Here is an 18,844-nt window from a genome sequence, read left to right as displayed (position 1 = left end):
ATCAAAGCAGCCACTCCGTATATGTCAGGTAGCAAGCCCAGAAAGCCAGCATTCCGAACATCCAGATCAGTACCAGAATTAGAGTTACGTACAGAAACTTTGCATAGGCAATAAGCCACACTGGCGCGTCCATGTAGGCATTGTCGAGCCCCCGAACCTTTCCAGAGGATGGCGACGCGAGCAGACGAATAAACATAGCTGTTCGAACAAACATCAACGGGAATCCGGAAAGCATCATGACTTCCCCACTACGAAAGTACGGCGTCGCAAAGTACTTTCGGTGAAAGGCTGCTGGAGTCAATATCCGAAAAATCAACGCAGCCAGAGCCCAGCCGAACATCCCATAGAACGAATACCATAAGCAAAAAAAGAGGAACTCTCCTAATTCCTGCGACATACAGCGCCAACCCCCCGTCCCTGAAACCAAGTCGATTCTATTACCGAAAACATCGTATGCCTTCCGTGCCGCTTTACCCGGTGCATAACACAATGCACCGCACCCTCACATCAATATCAGTTCAGCTCCACGGCTTTTCATTCAGCGAAAAAACGATACAGAACGCCTGAAGCAGCATCAATAGGAGTCCAGAAATAACACAAAGGACATTATTATTAATGTACCAAACATCCAGACCAACACTATTTGAAGTGAACGATATAAATACAAGGCATATGTTCTTACACCCAACGATACATCTTCATAAGCACCAGCCAACCCCCTGATCTCTCCCGAAGAGGGTGACGCAAGCAGTCTGATGAACATAACATTACGAATAAGATTGCCTGGAAAACCGGATAAGAAAACGATCTCACCCGAGTTGAAATAAGGCTTAACGAAATACTTATCCATAAATCCTTTGGAAAGAATGAACATTAGCGGAATGGACGTTAATGTCCAAACCAACATCCCAACAGCTGATGCCATCAATGCCCAAAACAGATATGTATAAACTACGTCAGGCATTGGCTAATAAATTCTAAAACATCCATTACCATGCTTTTTAATGGTAAAAAACAATGTAAATACACCAGAAGACCGTCACGCCTAAAAACCAGGCGAGTACCAAAAGAAGCGTTATATACAAGAACCTGGCAAACTTAATCAGCCAACCGGGTACGTCTTTATATGCTTCCGTCAGCCCTCTCTTTTTGCCAGAAGAGGGTGATGCAAGAAGACGGATAAACATAACATTCCGCATCAGATTAGTTGGAAAACCTGACAGGAATGCGAGCTCACCCGGCCCAAAATAAGGTTCGGAAAAGTATTTTTCCAGAAAACTACGAGGAGTCGCTACCAGAAATCCTACAGAGACCCCTCCCCATATCCAGAATGCCAGGATCGAGTACATCCAAAGCATAAATGCTTGCTGAAGCACTACTTCCGACATATGTTTCCAACTCCACTACCTGTCACAAAATCCACCTTGGCCCCGGAAGCATCATAAGCAACCCTGGCTGCTTTACCAGCAGCATAGCTCGCAGCAACAGAACCTGCCGCCAGAACAATCGCAGTTCCCCAACCGACAGGGTTAGATATCAAAAACAAACTTACCATCGCACCTCCTAGAACCCCCATCGACGTACTCATCAATGTTTCTACGAAGATCTCGTTCTTCTCCTGGGTACTACTTGCATCAGCAATCTGCATACAGGATGCAGCCACCCCGACACCCGTTAGTACAACACCACCACTTTTAGCTAAAGAAGCCAACTTTTTCAGATGCTGCGCATTCTCCGCAATGCGTGCTGTTGCCGGAATTGCTCCACCTCTTGCTATGCGTACTACCTGATGAGGTGTTTTATCGCCGTACAGAAGCTTTTCGAAGGGGCCAATGTTCTTACGCAGCAAGTCCAGTGACTTCTTACGCTGGTAATCATATTGGGGCTTACTGATCTTACCTGCCTTATATTCAAGGTAGAGATCACTGACATTCTCGACCAGACCGATATTTGCCCCCACTTAACAGGTTGGATTTCGCTCCCAATAAAGTACTGCCTGGAAGAACCAGATAGTTTGAGTGGTTAGCAAGCCAGCTTAACGCCCAGAAGTCGGCGTCACTATCAACAGGAACCGAAGGCAAAACCAGAGAAGGCAGTGGCGGCGAAAAGATCTCTTTGCCCTTATCTTCAGTCGTACACATTTCAGTGCCTGATTCCGCAGCAAGGATCAGGAAATCGCCTGCGTATATCCGGTCTGGATTGATGACATGGGGATTCAGCTTCATGATTTGTGCGATCCGATAGCGATATTGATTGCTACCAGGGGCGGTATCGTAGAAGCGAGAAATGATATAAGCCAGCGTATCGCCCGACTTCACGCGGTATTCAAGATATTGCAGCGATTGCTCGTTCGCCAACATAACAAATTCCTTTTGTGGTGTTGATCCTTCGCTGAACTATACATGATCTGAAGCCGCATAACGAAAGAAGCACGCCTATTGGCGTGCTTTTTCTAAGTGATACGGCATTCAGGCAACTGTTGCTGACCTTAGGATCAGGCCCACAACAGGTATTACTACCCCTCCCGATACTTCCGGAAGTTCTCCGCCTGCTCAAAAATCTCTTTGTACACTTCGTCTTTGTCTACTGGCGGGTAGCCATGTTTGGCTAACAGCAGGATCAGCCCGACTTTCAGTTCTGCTTTGATATCTTCACGCTGGTCCCAGTCGGTAAACTGAGCTTTGTCGTCCACCAATTCTTTTACTGCTTTGGCGAGGGTTAGCAGTTTGTCTTCCGGATAGGTGAAGTCGTATTTGTGGGCAAGCTTCAGCAGGATGTCATAGAAAGCTTTTTCTTCGAGGTCGATGCCAAGGTCTGCGAAAGATTCTTTCTCTTTCTTCAGTGCCTGCAGCAGGTCGACCAGTTCTTCCGAAAAGTCCTCCAGCACATCACTGACCAATACACTGTCTTCGTTGCGCTCGTTGTAGTTTTCCACCAGCTTGCGGAATTTCTCGCTGAAGTTCATGCCCTGGGTTTTGTTGACCTTTTTAAAGTCTTCAATGGCGCGTGCAAGCAGTTGTTGCAACAGCTTGATGCGGGTATTGGGCAGTTTGATTTTTTCAATCTTGGCCAGATAGTCGTCATCGAAGATATCGACTTCGCCGCCCTGCTCTTCTCCCAGCTTAAAGATTTCTTCTACGCCATCGGCTTTCAGTGCTTCGGCGATCATTTCACGCACGCGGGCGTTCATCTGTGCAGTATCGGGTGCATTGCCTTTGGTGAGCTTAAACACGATGGAGCGCACGGCCAGGTAGAAGTGAACCAAATCGCGCTCTTCCTGACTGATACTTTCTGAACCACTGCAGATATCGAATGCGGCTTTTAAGCGTTTTACCAGCGCCATAAAACGTTTTTCGATCTTATCGGTTATCTGCACAAACTCCGCCGCCATATTCAGGCAGTTAAGCTGCTCCAGCGGAGTGCCGTTAAAATAGGGTTTGGTATCAAATTTGTGGAAGATTTTACCCAGTAAATCGAGGTGATCTTTCACCACAATCACCGACTGGGCGATTTCTTCAAAGTTCTGCTGGTCGGCTTTGTTGTAGTGCGCCAGTGCCATATTCATCTGCTTTTTGATGCCGATGTAATCGACCACCAGCCCCTTCTCTTTGCCTTCAAACTTGCGGTTTACCCGCGAGATGGTCTGAATCAAATTGTGGCGCTGAATCGGTTTGTCGATGTAAATGGTATCGAGAAACGGCACATCAAAGCCGGTCAGCCACATATCCACCACAATGGCGATTTTAAAATTGGATTTGGCATTCTTAAACTGGCGGTCCAGCTCTTTGCGGTATTCCTTGGTGCCGAGCATCTCATACAGTGCTTTCGGATCATCCTTGCCGCGGGTCATGATCATTTTGATCCGCTCCATCGGCTTAATCTCTTTCTGCTCCTGCTCTGATAACTCACTGCCCTCTTCGGCCACCAGCACTTCATTCCACTGTGGGCGCAGCTCAACAACCTCTTTCCAGAAGCGATAGGCAATGTCACGACTGCTGCAAACGAACATGGCCTTGCCTTTCAAGGTCGCGCCTTCTTCGATGCGTTTTTCGTAATGCTCTACAAAATCTTTCGCCAGCGCTTTAATGCGATCCGGATCACCGAGAATCGCATTCATATTGGCACTGGCTTTTTTGCTCTCTTCAATCTGGTAATCGCTGGCGCCCTGATCGGCACAGTCGCTGTAATAGTCTTCGATCTCTTTCAGCTTATCGTTATCCAGCACGACTTTGGCGGCACGGCCCTCATACACGATACGCACCGTGATTTCGTCTTTGACTGACTCTGTCATGGTGTAGCTGTCAACGACTTCACCAAACACATCCAACGTGGCGTCAATCGGTGTGCCGGTGAAGCCCACAAAGGTGGCGTTGGGCAATGAGTCATGCAGATATTTAGCAAAGCCAAACGTTTTTCTGACGATGCCTTTCTTCTTATCAATAACGACTTTCTGCTCAAGATTAATCTGGCTGCGGTGCGCTTCGTCAGAAATACAGATCACATTGCTGCGCTCAGTCAGCAACTCGGTATCTTCGGTGAACTTATGAATCGTGGTGAGGAACACCCCGCCACTGTTGCGGCCTTTTAACAGCTCACGCAGGTGCGTGCGGCTTTCGACACTGATCACATGCTGATCGCCGATATAGCCCTTAGCCCCCGTAAACTGCCCCGAGAGCTGATCATCCAGATCGGTACGGTCAGTAATCAGCACAATGGTCGGGCTTTCAAACTCGACGCTTTTCATCAGCAACCGGGTTAAAAACATCATGGTGTAGCTTTTGCCGCAGCCGGTAGCCCCAAAGTAAGTGCCGCCTTTACCGTCCCCCTCGGGTTTACGGTGGCGCAGAATATTCTGATACAGCTTGTTGGCCGCATAAAACTGCGGATAACGGCAGACGATTTTTTCCTGCCGTTTTGAGGTATCCGGGAAGTAGATAAAGTGGCGGATCACCTCCCGCAGGCGGGTGTGATCAAACAGCCCCTCAATCATGGTATGCAGCGAGTTAATGCCATCCTGCTCGATGGTTTCATCGCCCGTGACTTTACGCCAGGTATAGAAAAACTCATACGGGGCAAACAGCGAGCCCATGCGCGAGTTCACGCCATCGCTGATGATGCACAGTGCGTTGTACTTCATCAGCTCAGGGATATCACGGGCGTAACGGACAGTCAGCTGCTTGTACGCTTCTTCAATATTAACTTCTTCGCGGACGGCACTCTTAAACTCAAACACCACCAGCGGCAGACCATTGATATACAGAATCGCATCCGGAATACGCAGCTCTTTGCCTTCAATCTCAAGCTGGTTCACTACCTTGTAGATATTGGCGGTGCCATAAGCAGCGGTGTTGTTGGCGATCTGATTTTCAGGGGCGCTTGCATCAATCGACTCGACCTCACCTTCTTCAGGCAGTCGTTGCTCGGGCAACCCGGCATAGTCAATGAGTTGAACATAGAGGTCTTTCTTCGAACGATCTTCACGCTTCAGTAAAAAGCCATCGGCCACCAGCTTATGAATGCTGCGGTTAGAGTCATACAGGTCAGCGGCAGGCAAACGATCCAGGCGGTTGATCACAGAAACGATTTCGGCCTCGGTAATGCCATCGGCCTGATAGCGTTTGTTCAGGTAAGCACGCAGATCGTCTTTGATCAGCACCTCATGCGGGGCGCGGTCGAGGGTGCTACCCAATACATGCGGGTAACCCTGCTGACCAAGTAGTTCGATGATGGCCTGTTCTAATGCGGCTTCGTTAAAGTTGCTCAAATGTCTGTCCCTGTAAAGCATGTATCCTGCAATATCATCGAATCATCATAACCGCACAACTGCGACAAAGCCTCTGCTTTGTCACATAGGTTCCACTTATGACCCGACCTATCTTTGAAAATCCCATAGATCCTGACAATCTGCTCAAAGACATCAAAAGATTCGATGACCGTCCTGATCTCGCCTACCTGACTGGCGAACTGCTCTGTCAGATGTTCGCGTCTGAATTGTGCCATATCCAACCGGGCGCGCCTGATATGGCCAGCAACCACAGGATCTGATCCCATATTTGATAGATCAGCGGAAACGAGCAGATTCTCAATCAGCATGACCAACTGCTCAGCCCGTAAATTGTTCAGACTCATCAACACCAGATAGTGATCTACCAGATCAGAGAAACTGCCCCTCAAAGTATCTCCAGCGATCTCAGGGTTACGACAGAACTCCCTGAACACCCGGTAGAAGCACAAACCGATAATATCGTTTGCCAGCTTCATTGCACTCAGGTCACAAGGCTTGTTCTGCTGACGCCGGTGATGACGCAAAGGCAGCGATACCAGCTCAACAGACTTGCCTGCTATTTCTGTCATATAAATCGCAGATATAAAATCACTGCGCCGTGAGTGACCTCCACTGCCCGTTATCGACATAAGTGGTGCAAGATTCGGTACATCAACCAACAGACCAAGATTCCGGTACAGAGCGATGCCACCTCTGCGGAACGATGGTTGACCATTTAGCTCTGCCCACTGCTGATGAGTTGCCAGTAACGGTCGCGTGATATTGGCTTCGTTGTTCAGGTGCGCAATATCGGCCAGAAGATCACCAAGGGAAACAGCATGCCCAGGTGTATTGGCGTTCTGCCAGAGCACCGGAGATTCTAGATGATCACTGCGGGAGGAAGACAGATCGTAGTAATAATCATCACGGGTGCTCAGCACAGAAAGCTGATAACAATGACTATTGCCCGTCGAGCCAGCAGCATTGCAACCGAGAAACTCATGCAATGAATAATAGGTGTCGAGTAGCTGCGTACGTATGGAGCTATAAAAAGGCAATGCAGGTGCATCAGAGTAAGCAGACACCAGCATGTCAGCCGTTGATTCGCGGCCTAACTTCGCAATCTTGCCAAGAAAATCCAGTTTTTGGGTAATCAGCTGACCATCCTGCAAGGCCAGCGTCTCAAACAGAAGGTCATCATCCAGAATTAAAACGTATTCGGGGCCACCTTCACGCTGAGTCATTTCCCAGCAGAAAAACTGAAGCAGTGTTCTGGAGTGCGCTATCGACTTTTTATGTAACTCTTCACTGGCATAGATATCCCGGTAAGGGAAACGGAAACGACTCTGCCTCTGCTCCTGCAAGGTAATAACGCGAGTACAAAACAAATCACAAGTAAGTTCACTCACAGCCTGCTGGATTTCGTCCTCATTAACGCCATTAGTAAGCACCACATAATGACAATAACCAGAAAACTGAGGCTCAGCATTAATCTGCGCCGTCAGAGATAACATCTGCTCCCGAACGTTACGTGCACAGGATGATGTCACACCGATAAGCAGACTGACCGGAGCCTCATTACCAAAAGAGCGCCATTGAATATCCATACAAGGCTCTCTGCTTACTGGCTCGTATAGATAGCCAAACAACCGCGACGCCCGCTCCAGCGACTGTTCGAATACCTGAGCGCTCATGCGCGCTGAATACTTACGATAAAACTGATCCAACCCCTGCCGCTTACTTGCAGAACACAAGGTAACGCGATCACGACCATCGGTATGATGGCGCCAGAGAGGTTGCTGATTAACCACAACCGCCAGATCGCGTAACTCACAGCCCTCCAATACCCGGATAGCCAAATCTCTGTCCAGAGTACTGCGCATGGATTCATCAAACCCACCAGCCTGCCAGAACACCGTTATATCAATAAAGGTATTACTTCCCTGCCAACCCGGATTACCGATAAGAAAGCTATCGATCGTTAAATCATCTGCGCTCACACGGGTCAGCTCAGCCTTATCAACCGTTTTACGGTGAAAGCTGGTCACGACAGCCGCAGCTGGCTTTTTACCTTGCTGGCTCAGCCGATAACAGGCCGACAGGTATGATGGATACCACTCATCATCGTCATCCAGAATTGCCAGATACTTCGCAGAAGACCCATTATGCGCCCGGAAGGCCGCCTCAGCCCCTGTATTCCAGGCACCCGAGCCTGAGTGCCCCTGTGTACGGTGATTACGGATCACCCGAACACGAAACCAGTCATCCGGAATCCCCTGCGGAAACATTTCCTCGAAATAAACCTCACGTACCTTCTCAGCACCGCGTACGATCGCTTCATATTCACGCTCGCAGTTATTGTCATCAACGATGTAAATACATTCAGGATTTACCCCCTGCTGTCTGAACACCGACGGCAGCGCACGCTCAAGCAGCAGAGAGGTACGGCGCTTTGACGTCGCAATGATGACAACCACCGGAATATTCATAACTGACATCCCTGCACAAGACTCTCAGCAAAGGCTGGTTCCGCGACATTCACATCCGATAAAGTGATCCCGAAGCGAGCCTCAAGAGCCGTAATCTGATCGCGCCAATCCGGTAAAGCGACGCTCTCAACGCTCCTGTCCGCTCGGAAAATTCTGAGTCTGTCCCGTTTCAGAAAAACAAAGGCATCGCCAAGCACCTGCGCACAACGGATACCATCACCAAAGGGATATTCTATCGAACCATCAAAGCGATTCTGAATTACCTGCTCAACCTGCGTTTCATCCATCAGCGTCAATGGAATACGAACAGACAAACTGCAACGCCCTGCTTTTTGCTGATAAATATCCAACCAGTCGCCATTACGATACGACAAAAACTCAATACCAAACTCTGAATAAGACGAATCGCTATCAGCAGGAAATAACCGCAGGCTCGGCCAGCCATTACCGACGTCGGCAAAATAGCGCTCGCCGTCAATATCCAGCACCAGCACCCGATGGCAGTTCTGCCCATTGATTAACGCACTGTGCAGCCGGGCTTTAATTCCCTGCGCAGTCAAACGATCACGGAAAGCCAGCACCTTATCGGAACAGGTGCCGCCTGTTGGCGAGCCCGCCATACCGGCATGGCACAAGCCAAGATAAAACAAGTTGTGAAAAGGCACCGTTCTGAACTCATCCAGCATAAGTTGATGTACCGTATCTACCAGAGACGAATAACCACTCATCGGTGTACAGCCCCTCGCCGGTCAATCAGATCATCAAATACCGGGTAGGCCGAAAAATACGGATGCCCACACTGCGATGGATAGCGGCCAGCAAACTGCTCCTGCCAGATTGCCTTCAATGCCTCCCGTTCAGAGTCGTGCTGTTTACGCAGGTGCCCGACTACCCGCTGACGCATACCGCTGCCCACATCGCACGAAACTTTTTTGCGCCAAATAATTTCGTCGGGCAAATAGGCTTCCATCGCAGCCCGCAGGATCAGCTTATTCTGTTTTTCAGTCGCTGAGCGTCGATACAGATCGTCATACGAAAGCCCCATCGCCCAGGTCACAAGATCACGATCCATAAACGGGCAGCGGACTTCTATGCCGTGGGCCATACAGGTTAAATCGACACGGCGCAGTTCTGTATTGCGTAAATCAGCGAGCAGCTGTTTACGGGTTTCATACCAGGGGCCGTCCGCTGAAAAATAGTGATAACCACCAAACAGCTCATCAGCCCCTTCACCGGAGAGTACAACCTTAAGGCCATCCTTTCTCGCGGCCTGAGCCAACAGATAAGTACACAACCCATTACTGATGAGCGATGGGTTAAAGCTTTCTGTGGTGTACACGAGAGAGCGGATAAGCACATCCAACTCATCCGCTGCCGGCAAAGGAACAACGCGCAATGCCGATAAGCCCAGCGTGTCGGCCAATAAGCGCACGTAATATTCATCAGCAGCATCGCCTGATGATAGGGTGTAATACACCACATTCTGGCGCTGCGCGTGCACCAGCGCCGCCACAATCGAACTGTCCAGCCCGCCACTGAGAAACACACCAAACGGCTCCTGCACCACAGGCAAGCGCTTATTCACCGCATTCGTTAACAAGTGGCGCAAGTGACTCAGCTTCTCTGCTGACGGCATCGTTATGCCAGCCTGAGCAGCCAGTGTATTCGTCACCACAGGGGTTAACTCCCCTGTGAACAGGTTAAATTGGCAAACGCCCGAGGGCACTTCCTGAAACTCATCAACCCGATCCAGCGCTTTCAGTTCACTGCTGACAAATACTTCACTGCCCGAGCGCCCGACAAACAGGGGCTTTTTCCCCAGAGGGTCGCGCAGGCAATACACTTGTTGGTTCTTCTGGTCATAAATAACACCGGCAAAAAAACCATCCAATTCAGTAACGGCGTTAAGCCCTTGCCGTTGCAATAGCGCCGGAATTACATGGCAATCGTTATCTGACGACAATTCCAGTGTGTAACGGCTGCGCAACGGCACCGAATTAAATATTTCACCATTCACGGCGCTGACAAAATCGCCATAAATAAACGGCTGCCCACCGGCTGGGGTTGAATCATTAATCGCTAACCGGGCAAAGCCCATCGCCAGATCACCGTTATGCCATGTGTCACTGGCATCCGGCCCGCGATGCTGCAGGCGCTCTAAGCACTCAGGCAAACGCTCAGCAGCGACTGGCCCAGCCAGCAGAATTACGCCACACATTCGTTGCAAGTGCCGGAGCAGATTCCGGTATGAGTCATTGTGTTGATCGTCCAGTCGAGAAAATCGTCGAACACAGAGAGATACTGTTGCAGTAACGTATCGCTCATTGACTCGTTATCACGGTGAATGCGGGCCTGATAATCATTCGGCCCAAACCCCAGGTAGAACGCCCCCGCTGGCAGATTGCTGACCATAGGGCATGGCCCGAATTTGCTCAGGGTACGATTCTCGAAGCGCCCGGCACCGGCATACAGCGCGGAATTTAACGATGAGAGTAACTCATTAGCGGCCAGGCCAGATTCGGCTGCGTTTGTTGGTGTGCGATAAAAAATCAGCGGCACGCCGTCGCGCACATAGCCCGTTTCTTCAAGACAGATAAACGCATTCAACGACCCCAGAATATCGGGCATTAATTCATGAGCGACAGGCGAACCGACTTCTTCTTCACCCTGAATCAGCCACACCAGATCAGGCAGCGGCTCGCCCTGCTCAATACGAGCCTCTAGCACCGCTAACCGCGCCAGCAGCACCGCCTTATTATCAGCAATGCCACGCGCCCATAAACGCTCATCACGCGCAGTCAGAGTAAAGGGCTCTGACAACCACTGCTCAGACTCAGCAATGGCCTCGACATCGTAGTGGTTATACATCACCAGCACCGGGCCTGAACCCTTCACCCATCGGGCGATAATCAGCGGCTGGTCTGTCTGTTCTGCGCCATGTATCTCTACCTCAAACCCGATGGCCGCCAATCGCTGCTGCAAGAAGGTGATTACCGCAGCGTTGCCCTGCGCGTGACCGCTGACCGACTCCATAGCAATCAAAGCGGCAAGGTCCTTCAGGTAGGCGCTGAAATCCAACTGATCAATCCCATGACTAATGCCATGACCAATGCCAGACTCATTCACAACCACGGCGTACCTCCTGATAAAACCCGCCGAATAAATTCATAACCTGCTCTGCGCTCAGATCATTGCCGACATGATCAGTCACTGGCAGAAAACCCTCGTGATCATTGGTGTAACTGCACATGGTTTTAAACGCAGGGTGCTGACTGAAATGCACGGTTAAAAAGGCCCGCTTACACATACTCAGAAACATCACATCGCTGAACGGCATCAGATCGCGGCCAATATCAATAAACACCAGATTACCGTTAGCATCGGTGCGGAAGTTCTCGGCTTTCACATTACTCAGGCAGACACCGGCCCGATGCATAGCGCGCAAAAAGTTAACCATGCGAGCAGACTCACCACCGCGATAAGGCACAGACTCAAAACGCGGATAGCTAACAACCAGATACTCGCCTTTATGCACAGCGAAACACGGCACCGGTGAATAATCATCGACACCTGCCGAATGCAGGCGCTGAGAAATCTGGCTCAGATGCGTAAACAGCAACATGGTGAAATCGCTGCGATAAAAGACTTTAAAAATCGTCGGGCCGTAAGCAAACACCGCCCCCTCAGAGCCCTGCCCCAGCAGCTCAAACGTATGACCCTGTTCCCGGACCTGCTCAGAAAAACCCTGCTCAGAAAAACTCTGCTGTAGATAGTGCTTCAGTGCCCGCAGCGATTCAGCTGGCTTACGGCCAGCACCACTGAGCTGTATGCCCGAATAGGCGTTATGCTCACGGTCGAGCAACTGAGAGAGAAATTGCTGTAAATCAGCCAATGAATCGAGCACACAGATGGTATCGTCCCGGCGCTGATCCAGCGTCAGAGAATCAAGGCGCTGATGCCAGCCATGATCACCAATGCAGGCAATCGGCTTCTGCATCTGCCAGGCCAAAGCAATCTCAGACAAGGTGCCAGAGCCACCGTCGAGTGCGATCACCGCATCACAGGCCGCCATCAGCACCGCATTGCGGGCCACACCCAACCCGGTGGGCAGGGCAATATCAATAAAAGGGTTCGCCTCGGTTTTTTGGTATGACGGCAACACACCAATCACATCGCCGGGGCAATAATGAACCGACTGATGCGCGCCCTGAGCGGCGTACATCATTACCCCACCCATACCACCGCAAATCAGCCGACAGCCGGAATCAACCACCTGCTGGCCGACCTCAAGGGCTAGTTGCTTCTGGCTTTCAGGCAGTGAATTGCTGGCCGAGCCGACAACCGCTATCAATAAACGTTGAGAAGGTTCGGTCATACGAACGTCTCGTCCCTGAGAATCATCATGGCTTACAACACCTCGGCCAGTTGCTGCTCGGCATCCGGAATGGTGATCTGGCCGGACAGGAGTTTGGGGAGAAGGGAGTCGCGGAGGTTGGTTAAAACCTGTATCTGCTCAAGATTGCATAAAATACGACCCATGTAGGATTCGATCTGCGCATCAAACTTCTGAGTTAGCAATGCAGAGCAGTCAGCAACATTAAGCCCCTTAAATGTATCTCTTGTAATTGTGCTAAATACCGAGCCGTGACTTCTCTGCTGGAGTTCGTGAACTTTTCGCAGAACCATGTAGTAAGTGAAAAAGTCGGCATTGCCATTTGCACCAACCAGTCCATAACAAGACTGATTCATCGCCATCGGACGCGAAACCACAGCACATTTTCCAACGGTGCCCCGTGCACTGATAATTGTTGTTCCCTTGCGCAATAATTTCGCAGATGAGTTATCAAGGCCAGACTGGGTGATCGACTTTTCGGTATAAAGAACAAACACATCGCTGGGGTTTGGTGCATCTACGACAGAGAACCACGGAATATCTCCGCCCCAATATTCCTCAACTGAAGTTTTGGGAGTACCTCCACCAATCAACTCAATTATTGAGCTGAGCGGTTTGACCCCCCACCCCTCTGGCACCCAGCCCATTTCTTCGGTGAATACAAACCGGTCAGGGAAGCGTTGTTGTATCTCACTCGGCAGGCGCTGGTCTGATAGACCAGTTTCAGGCAGGGCCTGTTCTGAGCTGGCGGCGTCGGTGGCCCCCGTGGTTTTGCTGGTCTGCTGGCGCAGCGCTTCGCGTCTGGCGGCACGGGCGGCGGCTCTTTTTTGCAAGGCGTCCGGGATTTCGTTGCCGGCGGCCAGGGCGTTGTCGATCACCGGGTCAAAATCCACAAACCAGCTTTTAAATAGCGCCTGCGCCATGGATTCGAGGGTGGTGTTGATCTGGCGGTTAAGGGCGATTTTGTTGTCGAGGGTGCCAAGAACATCAGCAATAAATAGCTGTGTACGCATATCAGGCAAAGCTACAGGAAATTTGAGCTGGCCAGTTATGCCTAAGTAAGCTCTAGTTGACCCACCTCCAGCCCACTGATTAAACAGGTTCTGAAACTCTAATGAATCAAAATAATAACGGAGATATTTGTTGTTTAATCGCTCAGGGTCTTTGATTCGGTAGTAGGTTACCTGTGGTGTCAACATGATGAACTCGCTTTCGATTTCACCAACTATTGCCGTTCTCCCAATGGTAGCCTTATGCGAAAGAAGAACATCTCCAGTCTTGGAGAATCCTTTCTTCAGGCAAGCGGCTTGCTCAGCTGAAATGAATTTACACCCTCTTGTATCAACTTCTCCATTCACCAAATCTGAAGCCATTACAAAGGGAATGCCAACCGGTACATAATCGCTGCTTTTAGGGTGGATACCACCGTGATTTCCATCCATCGGCCGCTCTAGAATACCGGCTTTGACCAGCTCTTCTACGGTAAAAATGGTAGATTCACTCCCCATAACCCAGCCCCTTCAGGTTCTGTTTAATCACAGTATCCAGCTGCTGTGCTTCCGCCATCTGCTGGAACAGTGTTTGGGTGAGTTGCTGCATTTTTTCTTCAAACAGTTCGCCTTCGTCTTCGATTTCAGCCGCGCCGACGTAGCGGCCCGGTGTGAGGACGTAGTCGTTGGCTTTGATGTCGTCTAATGAGGCACTGCGGCAGAAGCCGGGGATGTCGGTGTATGAGTCTGACGTCTGTGTTTCCACGTCGGACGTCGGACGTCTGACGTCTGACTCGCCAACTGACTCCCCCCTCCACAGATGATACGTCCGCGCGATGTCGGCAATATCGTCAGCGGTCAGTTCTTTGTGTATGCGGCTGATCATGCTGCCCATATTGCGGGCGTCGATAAACAGGGTTTCGCCTTCGCGGTTGCGGTGTTGTTTGCGCCCGTCACTGAAGGTCTGTGCCTTTTTATTTTTGGTTAAGAACCACAGGCATACAGGTATCTGGGTGGTGTAGAACAGCTGCCCCGGAAGGGCGATCATGCAGTCGACCAGATCGTTGTCGATGATCTGTTTGCGGATTTCACCTTCGCCTTTGGTGTTGGTACTCATGGAGCCGTTGGCCAGTACAAAGCCCGCGACGCCGTTGTCGCTGAGTTTGCTGATCATATGCAGTATCCAGCCGTAGTTGGCGTTGCCGGTGGGCGGGGTTTCGTATCCGGCCCAGCGTGGGTCGTTGGTGAGTTCATCCGGGCCGCGCCATTCTTTTAAGTTGAACGGTGGGTTGGCGATGATAAAGTCGGCTTTTAAATCCGGGTGCTGGTCTTTAAAAAAGGTGTCGGCGGGTACGTCGCCGAGGTTGGCGCTGATACCGCGGATCGCGAGGTTCATCTTGGCCAGCTTGTAGGTGGTGCTGGTTTGTTCCTGACCGTAGATGGAGATGTCTTTTTTGCTGCCCTGATGGTTTTCAACAAATTTGACCGACTGCACGAACATACCGCCGGAGCCGCAGCACGGGTCGTAGATTTTGCCGTGATAGGGTTCGATCATTTCGGCCAGTAGGTTGACCACGCACTTGGGCGTGTAGAACTCGCCACCGCCTTTGCCTTCTGTCGCGGCAAAGTTGCCGAGGAAGTATTCATAAACACGCCCGACTATGTCGGTTTCACTTGCTGAGCCTTCTTCACCAACAATGGTGTCGATGTTGTTGATGGCGTCGATCAGGGCGGCGAGTTTGCTGGCATCCAGCCCTAAGCGTGAAAAGTAGTTATCTGGCAGTGCGCCGCGCAGGGCTTTGTTGTTTTTCTCGACGGTGTGCAGGGCGGTGTCGATCTTAACGGCGATGTCATCCTGCTTGGCGTTTTTGGCAATGTAGTCCCAGCGCGCGTCTTCTGGCAGGTAGAAGGTGTTGGCCATGGTGTAGAACTCGACCATATCGACGTAATCACCCTGCCCTTCGTCAATCATCTGCTGTTTGCGTTGCTCGAATTTATCGCTGATAAATTTCAGGAAGATGAGCGACAGCACCACATGCTTGTATTCCGACGATTCCACCGAGCCACGCAGTTTGTCGGCGGTGGCCCACAGGGTTTGCTCGAAGCTTTTTTCTTTTTTGTTTTTGGCCGATTCTTTCTTTTCAGCAGGCTTGCGTGCCATGGGGTGTTCCTTCGTTATCGTGGAATTGCATCCACGCTTTCAAATGTTGTTTCGCGAATATGCAGACAAATGACCGGTACTCAGTCTTCTGCGCTTAATCTTCTGCACTCAATCGTCTGCAAAATAGTCCGAGTCTATCGCTTTCACCTGATACGTTTCTTTTACGCTGACGCCCAGGTTGTGTTTGATCATAAGTTCCGCCAGTTGTTTGCCATCAATCAGTACTACCTTTTTCTCGATGAGTGATACGTAATCCAGCGCATCGCGGCTGAAACGACTGGTGGTGATAAACACGCCTTTGCGCGCGCGGTTCATTTCCAGTGCGCCGACAAAAGCCTGAATATCCGGGCGGCCTACCACGGCATCGGTGTAGCGTTTGGCCTGCAGGTAGATGGTTTCCAGCCCGAGCGGATCTTCGTTGATGATGCCGTCGATACCGCCGTCGCCAGTATACTGGGTTGCACTGCCTGAGTCCTTACTCCAGCCGCCATAGCCCATGGCTTGCATCATCTGCACGACCAGCACTTCAAAGAATTGCGGGGTTTGTTTTTTGACCAGATCGAGAACGTCTTCTGCCAGACTCGTCTGCAGTTCAAGGTGAGCCGCTTCTAAACGCTCTGTTGGGTCCAGCTCGGAATCCGGCTGTACGGCTTCTTCTGCGATTGGTGCTGTATCACGATCGATAGATTGAAATTGTTGAAAGCTTTCAAACTGGCGCAGGTAGCGGTTATCTATCTTTTCCGGGCATTCAATCAGCGCCTTTTTGCCCATGGCCGTCAGCTCGTTGATACCGCGTTTGGGGCTTTCTACCAAGCCTGCTTTACGCAGGTAGGTAGCGGCCCAGGCCACCCGGTTGTACATCAGCGGGCTGCGTTTGCTTGGTGTGAGCAGCTTGCGTTCTTCTTCGGTGAGGTTGTACAGGTCGCTGAGGCAATCAACCAGTTGGCGTAACGACATTGGCCCCATGTCCAATGCTTCGAGCATCGGGCGCATTAAGGTTTGATAATCCGGGATTGGCATTCCGTGTCCTCGTGTTTATAGCCCGAGTATACTGACACAACTGTGAATAGGAATAGTTTGGTTGTTCGGTGATTACCAGATGCAACGCCGCATAAGGGCGTGCTGCGCCCGCCATCGCAGGCAACGCCAGCTCCTACAGATTAACGCAGCTATCGTCAGCTCTTGCACTTCATCGCAGGCAACGCCAGCTCCTACACGACATCGCAGGCAACGCCAGCTCCTACAGATTAACGCAGCTATGGCCAGCTCCTGCACGACATCGCAGGCAACGCCAGCTCCTGCACGACATCGCAGGCAACGCCAGCGCCTACACGCCATCGCAGGCAACGCCAGCTCTTGCACTTCATCGCAGGCAACGCCAGCGCCTACACGACATCGCAGGCAACGCCAGCTCCTGCACGACATCGCAGGCAACGCCAGCTCCTACAGATTAACGCAGCTATGGCCAGCTCCTGCACGACATCGCAGGCAACGCCAGCTCCTGCACGACATCACAGGCAACGCCAGCTCCTACACGACATCGCAGGCAACGCCAGCTCCTACAGATTAACGCAGCTATGGCCAGCTCCTACACGACATCGCAGGCAACGCCAGCTCCTGCACGACATCGCAGGCAACGCCAGCTCCTACACATCAACGCCAGCTCCTGCACTTCATCGCAGGCAACGCCAGCGCCGGCACTTCATCATTGCATTCACGCCCGCCCGGCCCTACCTTATGGGGTATAGCCATTCACCCTGTTTAAGGAAACGTCATGATTAAGGTGATTATCGAGCGCAATATTGCAGAAGGTATGGAGTCCACCTACGAGCAGATTATGAAAAACATGCTGCGTACTATGGTGGAAGCCCCTGGGTATACCTCGGGTGTGAACTACAAGGATGCTAAGAACAGTCTGCATCGGGTGATTATCACCAACTGGCAGAGTGAGACTGCCTGGGATCAGTGGAAGCACACCGAGCAGCGTGGCGCTCTGATTGCGGCGATTAAGCCAATTCTGGTGGGTGATGAGAAGATCACGATTCTGACCGCCTGATCCGGATAGCCTCTGCAAAAAGCCGCATTCGATATGCGGCTTTTTTGTTTCTGCTGCCTGCTATTAACAGATATCAGAGCAGGCTTTTGACAAACTCTGCTACGGCTTGGGCAGCGCTGTTGATGTGATCTTCATGGCTGAAGCCAGAGGCCTTACGCGGTTTCAGATCGTGGTTACCATCTTCCAGCCATTGCCAGTGAATGCTGCTGTCGAGGCTGTAAGTAGCTACTTCTTCTTTTGTTCCCATAGTGTCGCGCGTGCCCTGCACCATTAATAGTGGCAACGACAGGCTGGCAAGGTGTTCAGTGCGCAGGTTATCGGGCTTGCCGGGCGGGTGAAACGGGTAGCCTAAGCATACGCAGCCTTTTACCTGTTCAGGCGCATCCTGCAGTAATAAAGAAGCCATGCGTCCCCCCATGGATTTACCGCCAATCACACACGGGCGATCAAGCTGTGCGATTAATGCGCGGTAGTCGGCCAGCAAGGCCGGAGCTTTCTGCGGCGGGCGGCGTTTGCCATCCAGTTTTGACTGCTCCATATAAGGGAAGTCGAATCGTGCCACCTGCACGCCCAGGTTGGCTATTTTCTGTGCAATCTCTTGCATAAATTCGCTGTCGCTGCCCGCACCGGCACCGTGCGCCAGAATTAATAATGGGGCGCCATCTGCTCCATCCAGCTGATATTGTTTGGTCATAGTTTCTGTTGTTTGTCAGTGGTTTTCGCCCATCAGCGATTTATCTCATCGCTAATGAACGCTGCCTAAGAGTGGCCGCTATCTTAGCGACTGTCAGGTGCTGCTGTCAGTGTCGGGGCTGACTTGTTTATGTCGGGCAGGCTCGCTGAACTTATGTCAGACCAGTATTCAGCCCTGCCGAACGCGGCCTGACTGAGCGTTTTTTAACCGATCATCAGTAAATGCCAACTTCCACCGCCAGCTACTGTTGAAATTGTGTTTTCCGTCCCCAGCGCTTCTTGCGCTATATCAAGGTTAT

The 18,844-nt window shown here is 51.1% G+C and carries 15 protein-coding genes; 1 reads left to right on the top strand and 14 read right to left on the bottom strand.

Annotation, left to right across the window (positions count from 1 at the left end):
* Position 1: 1 nt before the first annotated feature.
* The 13 genes from I9W95_RS04560 to I9W95_RS04500 all read right to left on the bottom strand — a co-directional run bounded on the left by I9W95_RS04560 (position 2) and on the right by I9W95_RS04500 (position 16,816).
* A complete protein-coding gene (locus I9W95_RS04560; protein WP_225672315.1) occupies positions 2–397 on the bottom strand; it encodes a hypothetical protein in 396 nt (131 codons plus the stop codon).
* Positions 398–1,001: 604 nt separating this feature from the next.
* Positions 1,002–1,388 carry a hypothetical protein gene (locus I9W95_RS04555; RefSeq protein WP_225672313.1) on the bottom strand — a complete coding sequence of 129 codons (387 nt, stop codon included), beginning with the start codon at positions 1,386–1,388 and terminating at the stop codon, positions 1,002–1,004.
* On the bottom strand, positions 1,376–1,960 hold the full coding sequence (locus I9W95_RS04550) for a hypothetical protein (RefSeq protein ID WP_225672311.1): 585 nt from the start codon (positions 1,958–1,960) through the stop codon (positions 1,376–1,378). Before I9W95_RS04550 ends, I9W95_RS04555 begins: the two co-directional genes overlap by 13 nt.
* On the bottom strand, positions 1,923–2,360 hold the full coding sequence (locus I9W95_RS04545; protein ID WP_225672309.1) for a LysM peptidoglycan-binding domain-containing protein: 438 nt from the start codon (positions 2,358–2,360) through the stop codon (positions 1,923–1,925). Before I9W95_RS04545 ends, I9W95_RS04550 begins: the two co-directional genes overlap by 38 nt.
* A gap of 155 nt (positions 2,361–2,515) precedes the next feature.
* The gene (locus I9W95_RS04540; RefSeq protein WP_225672307.1) at positions 2,516–5,764 is read right to left on the bottom strand and encodes a type I restriction endonuclease subunit R; all 3,249 of its coding nucleotides are present in this window, start codon (positions 5,762–5,764) and stop codon (positions 2,516–2,518) included.
* Complete coding sequence (locus I9W95_RS04535) at positions 5,761–8,253, bottom strand: glycosyltransferase family 2 protein (protein WP_225672305.1); 2,493 nt, start codon at positions 8,251–8,253, stop codon at positions 5,761–5,763. The genes I9W95_RS04540 and I9W95_RS04535 overlap by 4 nt, the downstream gene beginning before the upstream one ends.
* Positions 8,250–8,939: an arylamine N-acetyltransferase gene (locus I9W95_RS04530; RefSeq protein ID WP_225672303.1), complete on the bottom strand. Its 690-nt coding sequence runs from the start codon at positions 8,937–8,939 to the stop codon at positions 8,250–8,252. The genes I9W95_RS04535 and I9W95_RS04530 overlap by 4 nt, the downstream gene beginning before the upstream one ends.
* Before the next feature lie 38 nt (positions 8,940–8,977).
* Entirely contained in the window at positions 8,978–10,471 is a 1,494-nt protein-coding gene (locus I9W95_RS04525; protein ID WP_225672301.1) for an asparagine synthetase B family protein, read from the bottom strand.
* Positions 10,459–11,385, bottom strand: a complete 927-nt coding sequence (locus I9W95_RS04520; RefSeq protein ID WP_225672299.1) for a M20 family metallopeptidase — start codon at positions 11,383–11,385, stop codon at positions 10,459–10,461. The genes I9W95_RS04525 and I9W95_RS04520 overlap by 13 nt, the downstream gene beginning before the upstream one ends.
* On the bottom strand, positions 11,372–12,628 hold the full coding sequence (locus tag I9W95_RS04515; protein WP_225672297.1) for an SLOG cluster 4 domain-containing protein: 1,257 nt from the start codon (positions 12,626–12,628) through the stop codon (positions 11,372–11,374). The genes I9W95_RS04520 and I9W95_RS04515 overlap by 14 nt, the downstream gene beginning before the upstream one ends.
* Before the next feature lie 32 nt (positions 12,629–12,660).
* Positions 12,661–14,154, bottom strand: a complete 1,494-nt coding sequence (locus I9W95_RS04510) for a restriction endonuclease subunit S (protein WP_225672296.1) — start codon at positions 14,152–14,154, stop codon at positions 12,661–12,663.
* Positions 14,144–15,796, bottom strand: coding sequence for a type I restriction-modification system subunit M (locus I9W95_RS04505; RefSeq protein ID WP_225672294.1), 1,653 nt, complete (start codon positions 15,794–15,796; stop codon positions 14,144–14,146). The genes I9W95_RS04510 and I9W95_RS04505 overlap by 11 nt, the downstream gene beginning before the upstream one ends.
* Before the next feature lie 108 nt (positions 15,797–15,904).
* Positions 15,905–16,816: a restriction endonuclease gene (locus tag I9W95_RS04500; RefSeq protein WP_225672292.1), complete on the bottom strand. Its 912-nt coding sequence runs from the start codon at positions 16,814–16,816 to the stop codon at positions 15,905–15,907.
* A gap of 754 nt (positions 16,817–17,570) precedes the next feature.
* On the opposite strand from I9W95_RS04500, the gene I9W95_RS04495 reads away from it, so the two are divergent.
* Positions 17,571–17,852, top strand: a complete 282-nt coding sequence (locus tag I9W95_RS04495) for an antibiotic biosynthesis monooxygenase family protein (protein ID WP_225672290.1) — start codon at positions 17,571–17,573, stop codon at positions 17,850–17,852.
* A 73-nt stretch (positions 17,853–17,925) separates the two neighbouring features.
* Here the strand turns inward: I9W95_RS04495 and I9W95_RS04490 are convergent, their stop codons facing one another.
* Complete coding sequence (locus I9W95_RS04490; RefSeq protein ID WP_225672287.1) at positions 17,926–18,546, bottom strand: alpha/beta fold hydrolase; 621 nt, start codon at positions 18,544–18,546, stop codon at positions 17,926–17,928.
* Positions 18,547–18,844 lie beyond the last annotated feature (298 nt).

This window comes from Thalassolituus marinus, assembly GCF_020320395.1.
GTDB classification, from domain to species: Bacteria; Pseudomonadota; Gammaproteobacteria; order Pseudomonadales; family Oceanobacteraceae; genus Venatoribacter; species Venatoribacter marinus.
Note: the sequence above shows the minus strand (reverse complement) of the source record. Positions and strands in the feature narration are given on the sequence as shown.

Coding starts and splice junctions, on each gene's coding strand:
- I9W95_RS04560 (WP_225672315.1), bottom strand. CDS start 397: ATGTCGCAGGAATTAGGAGAGTTCCTCTTTTTTTGCTTATGGTATTCG.
- I9W95_RS04555 (WP_225672313.1), bottom strand. CDS start 1,388: ATGTCGGAAGTAGTGCTTCAGCAAGCATTTATGCTTTGGATGTACTCG.
- I9W95_RS04545 (WP_225672309.1), bottom strand. CDS start 2,360: ATGTTGGCGAACGAGCAATCGCTGCAATATCTTGAATACCGCGTGAAG.
- I9W95_RS04535 (WP_225672305.1), bottom strand. CDS start 8,253: ATGAATATTCCGGTGGTTGTCATCATTGCGACGTCAAAGCGCCGTACC.
- I9W95_RS04530 (WP_225672303.1), bottom strand. CDS start 8,939: ATGCTGGATGAGTTCAGAACGGTGCCTTTTCACAACTTGTTTTATCTT.
- I9W95_RS04525 (WP_225672301.1), bottom strand. CDS start 10,471: ATGTGTGGCGTAATTCTGCTGGCTGGGCCAGTCGCTGCTGAGCGTTTG.
- I9W95_RS04515 (WP_225672297.1), bottom strand. CDS start 12,628: ATGACCGAACCTTCTCAACGTTTATTGATAGCGGTTGTCGGCTCGGCC.
- I9W95_RS04510 (WP_225672296.1), bottom strand. CDS start 14,154: ATGGGGAGTGAATCTACCATTTTTACCGTAGAAGAGCTGGTCAAAGCC.
- I9W95_RS04505 (WP_225672294.1), bottom strand. CDS start 15,796: ATGGCACGCAAGCCTGCTGAAAAGAAAGAATCGGCCAAAAACAAAAAA.
- I9W95_RS04500 (WP_225672292.1), bottom strand. CDS start 16,816: ATGCCAATCCCGGATTATCAAACCTTAATGCGCCCGATGCTCGAAGCA.
- I9W95_RS04495 (WP_225672290.1), top strand. CDS start 17,571: ATGATTAAGGTGATTATCGAGCGCAATATTGCAGAAGGTATGGAGTCC.
- I9W95_RS04490 (WP_225672287.1), bottom strand. CDS start 18,546: ATGACCAAACAATATCAGCTGGATGGAGCAGATGGCGCCCCATTATTA.